We start from the raw sequence: 4,443 nt of genomic DNA, 5'->3' as shown, positions 1-4,443 counted from the left end.
GCGCGTGAGTGGCCGGCCGGTGCCGGGCGGCCGCGTCGTGCGGGTGTGTCCTCGTTCGGGATCAGCGGCACCAACGCCCACGTCATCCTCGAAGAGTTCACCGAGGAGGAGTTCACCGAGGGGGAGCCGCCCTCGGGCGCCGAGCCCAACGGCACCGTCCTGTGGCCGCTCTCCGCCCGGTCCGAAGCGGCACTGCACGCCCAGGCGCGCAAGCTGCTGGCGCACCTGGAAGCCGATTCTGCGGCGCGGCCGGCCGACATCGGCCATGCCCTCGCCACCACCCGCGCCGCCCTCGACCACCGCGCGGTCGTCATCGGAGACGACCGGGACCGGATGCTGGCCGACCTCAAGGCACTCGCGGACGGCAGCCCGTCCTCGCGCACGGTGCAGGGCGCCCCCGTGCCGGGCCGCACCGCCTTCCTCTTCACGGGGCAGGGCAGCCAGTACGCCGGCATGGGCCGCGAACTGCACGCCCGTTTCCCGGCCTTCGCCACCGCCCTGGACGAGGTCTTCGACGCTTTCGGCGATCGCCTGGGCCGCCCGCTGCGGGACGTCGTCTTCGCCGAACCGGACTCGGCCGAGGCCGCGCTGCTGGACCGGACCGTCTTCACCCAGGCCGGCCTGTTCGCCTTCGAAGTCGCCCTGTTCCGGCTCGTGGAGACCTTCGGCATCCGAGCGGACCGGCTCGCCGGGCACTCCGTCGGAGAGATCGCCGCGGCCCACGCGGCCAGGGCGATGTCCCTCGCCGATGCGGTCGAACTCGTCGGACAGCGGGGACGGTTGATGGACGCCCTGCCCGAGGGCGGGGCCATGGTGTCCGTCCAGGCGGCCGAGGAGGAGGTCGCCGAACTGCTCGCGGAAGCGAACGGGCGGGCCGGGATCGCCGCCGTCAACGGCCCCCTCTCCTGTGTGCTGTCCGGCGACGAGGACGCGGTCACGCACATCGCCGACTCGCTCGCCGCCCGCGGGCGCCGGACCCGACGGCTGCGGGTGAGCCACGCCTTCCACTCGCATCTGATGGACCCCATGCTCGCCGAGTTCACCCGGGCGGCCGCCCGGCTGGGCTTCGCGGCTCCCGCCCTGCCGATCGTGTCCACCGTGACGGGGGCGCCACTCGACACGGCGGACGCGCTGGGCCCGGAGTACTGGGCCCGGCACGCCCGCCGGACCGTACGGTTCGCGGACGCGGTGTGCCGGCTGCGCGCGGACGGGGTGACCACGTTCGTGGAGATCGGCCCCGATGCCGTACTGACCGCCATGGGCCGTGACTGCCTGAGCGATGACGGTGAACCGGCCGAGTTCGTCCCGCTGCTGCGTCGCGGGCACGCCCAGGAGCGGACCGTAGCCGAGGCGCTCGCACGGCTCCATGTGCGCGGTGTCGTCCCCGACTGGACCACCGTGTACGAGCTCCACCGGCCCCGGCGCATCGAACTGCCCACCTACGCGTTCCAGCGCAGGCGCTACTGGGAGCATGCCGGCACGGCCCGCCCGGCGGATGCCACGGGCCTGGGCCTGGCCACGGGCGGCCACCCCCTGCTGGGCGCCGCCGTACGCCCCGCGGACTCCGACACGCTCGTCCTCACCGCCCGGCTGTCCTTGCTCACCCACCCTTGGCTCGCCGACCACTTGGTGCTGGGCACCGCGCTGTTCCCCGGCGCAGGGCTGGTCGAGCTGGCCCTGCACGCCGGCCGGGAAACCGGCTGCCCGGAGCTGGAGGAACTGACGCTGCAGGCGCCCCTGGTACTGCCCGACGACGGTGCCGTGGAGCTCCAGATTCACGCGGCCGGCAGCGACGCCGGCGGACGGCGCACGGTCACCGTGCACAGCCGGCCCGCCGGATCCGGCGCCGACGTCGAATGGACCCTGCACGCCTCGGGAGTCGTCGCCCCGACCGCACCCGCCACACCGGCGGGCGCCGCCTTCGCCGAGCCCTGGCCGCCGTCCGGCGCCGAACCGGTGGACCTCGCCGGCCGGTACGAGGCACTCGCCGACCAGGGATTCGGATACGGCCCCGCGTTCCGCGGACTGCGCACCGCGTGGCGGCGCGGTACGGAGGTCTTCGCCGAACTGGAGGTACCGGAGCAGGCCGACGGCGACGGATACGGGCTGCACCCGGCTCTCCTGGACGCCGCCCTGCACGCCATCGAACTGGGCGCGCTGCCCGGGGACGACACCACGCGGTTGCCCTTCGCCTGGACCGGTGTCCGCCTGGCAGCTCCCGGTGCGCAGGCGGCCCGGGTCCGCCTGGCACCCGCCGGCCCCGACACGGTCACCCTGGACCTCGCCGACGGCGCCGGACGGCTCATCGCCTCGATCGCCGCCCTGACCAGGCGTCCGGTGGACGCCGGGCAGCTCACGACGGGGCGGCGGGAACCGTTGTTGCGGATGGACTGGTCACCGCTTCCGGCCGCCGCGAGCGGGGGTGACGACACGGTGCGGCCGTCCTGCGCGATCATCGGTGAGGTCGGCTGGGCCGACGTCGATCTTCCCGTCCACGCGGAACTCGCGGGCCTGCCGGTCGAACCACCGGCGGTGGTCCTGGCGTACCTCGCCGACGAGCCGGGGACGTTTGAACGCGACCAGACCGACGTGGCCGACCGGGCCCGGGCCGCCGCCGCCCGTGCTCTGACGCTGGTCCGGCAGTGGCTGGCGGAAGAGCGGTTCGCCGGCTCGCGGCTCGTTGTCGTCACGCGGAACGCGGTGGCCACCCGGCCGGACGAGGACGTGACCGACCTCGCCCATGCCCCGGTGTGGGGCCTGCTGCGATCGGCACGGACCGAACACCCCGAGCGTTTCGCCCTGCTCGACCTCGACGCCGGACCCCTCACGCCCCGGACCCTCGCGGCGGTGCTCGGCGCGTCCGGCGAGTCCCAACTCGCCGTGCGCAGCGGGGCGTTGCTCGCGCCGAAAATGACGCGTGCCGCCGCCGCACCCGCGCCGTCGGCATGGCGCGCGGACGGCACCGTGCTGATCACCGGCGCGACCGGAGCGCTGGGCGCCCGGGTCGCCCGCCACCTCGTCACCGCACACGGCGTGGGCCACCTGCTGTTGGTCAGCCGCCGGGGTGAGGCCGCCCCCGGCGCCGCCGGGCTGCACGCGGACCTCACCGAACTGGGCGCTCAGGTGACGCTCGCCGCCTGTGACACCGCGGACCGCACGGCACTCGGCGGCCTGCTCGCGACCGTCCCGGCCGAGCACCCGCTGACGGCGGTCGTCCACGCCGCCGGCGTCCTCGACGACTGCGTCGTCGAGGATCTGGACGCCGAGCGGCTCGACACCGTTCTGCGGCCCAAGACCGACGCGGCCTGGCACCTCCACGACCTCACCCGCGCACTGGACCTGAACGCCTTCGTCGTCTTCTCCTCGATCCAGGGGCTGCTGGGCGGCGCCGGACAGGCCAACTACGCCGCGGCCAACACGTTCCTCGACGCCCTGGCCCACCACCGCCGGGCCCTCGGCCTGCCGGCCACCTCCCTGGCCTGGGGGCCCTGGGCCGAGGGCGGCATGGCCGACCAGCTCGGTCCGGCCGACCTCAGCCGGTTCACCCGAGCCGGCATACGACTTCTCGACCCCGAGCAGGGTCTGCGGTTCCTCGACGCGGCACTGGCCCGCCCCGAACCGGCCCTCGTCCCGCTCGCCCTGGACACGGCCGCGCTGCGAGCCGCCGGACCCGCGGCCCCGCCCCTGCTGCGCGGCCTCGTCCGGTCCCGAGCCGCGACGCAACCGGGCACGGAGCCCACCGCCCGGCACACCCGGAGCCTCGCGGACCGGCTGGCCGGCCTCGACACCGACGCCCGCAAGAAGGAACTGCTCACTCTCGTACGGGCCGAGACGGCAGCCGTACTGCACCACGACGACGCCCGCGCGGTCGACGTCCGCCGTTCGTTCAAGGAACTCGGCGCCGACTCGCTCAGCGCCCTCGAACTGCGCAACCGGCTCGGCAAGGCAGTCGGCCTGCGACTGTCACCGACCGTCGTCTTCGACCAGCCCAGCCCGGCCGACCTGGCCGCCTGGCTCGAATCGGAGCTGCGCCCGGCCCAGGACGACGAGCCGTCACCACCACCCACCGCGAGCGACACCGACGACGACCTGATCGACGCCATGGACGTGGCGGACCTCGTCCGCATGGCACGCCACGGCATCGAGCCCTGACCAGGACCGGGAGAGGGAAGTCATGACCCACGCGCCAGCGAACCAGGAAGTCGTCGCGGCCCTGCGCGACGCCCTGAAGGAGACCGCCCGTCTGCGCCGGGAGAACCACACCCTCCAGGCCCGCGCCGGTGAGGGGGTTGCGGTGGTGGGGATGGCGTGTCGGTTGCCGGGTGGGGTGGTGTCGCCGGAGGGGTTGTGGGAGTTGGTGGTTGCGGGTGGGGAGGGGGTGTCGGGGTTTCCGGTGGATCGGGGGTGGGATCTGGAGGCGTTGTTCGATGCGGATCCTGATCG

General features: G+C 74.5%; 2 protein-coding genes. Both read left to right on the top strand.

Going from position 1 to position 4,443, the window contains the following annotated elements:
• The coding region (locus AB0N07_RS49795) for a type I polyketide synthase (RefSeq protein WP_365847471.1) at positions 1-4,152 on the top strand (4,152 nt) is incomplete at its 5' end.
• A gap of 22 nt (positions 4,153-4,174) precedes the next feature.
• The coding region (locus AB0N07_RS49790; protein WP_365847469.1) for a beta-ketoacyl synthase N-terminal-like domain-containing protein at positions 4,175-4,443 on the top strand (269 nt) is incomplete at its 3' end.

This window comes from Streptomyces sp. NPDC051172 (genome assembly GCF_040682555.1).
Taxonomy (GTDB): domain Bacteria; phylum Actinomycetota; class Actinomycetes; order Streptomycetales; family Streptomycetaceae; genus Streptomyces.
Note: the sequence above shows the minus strand (reverse complement) of the source record. Positions and strands in the feature narration are given on the sequence as shown.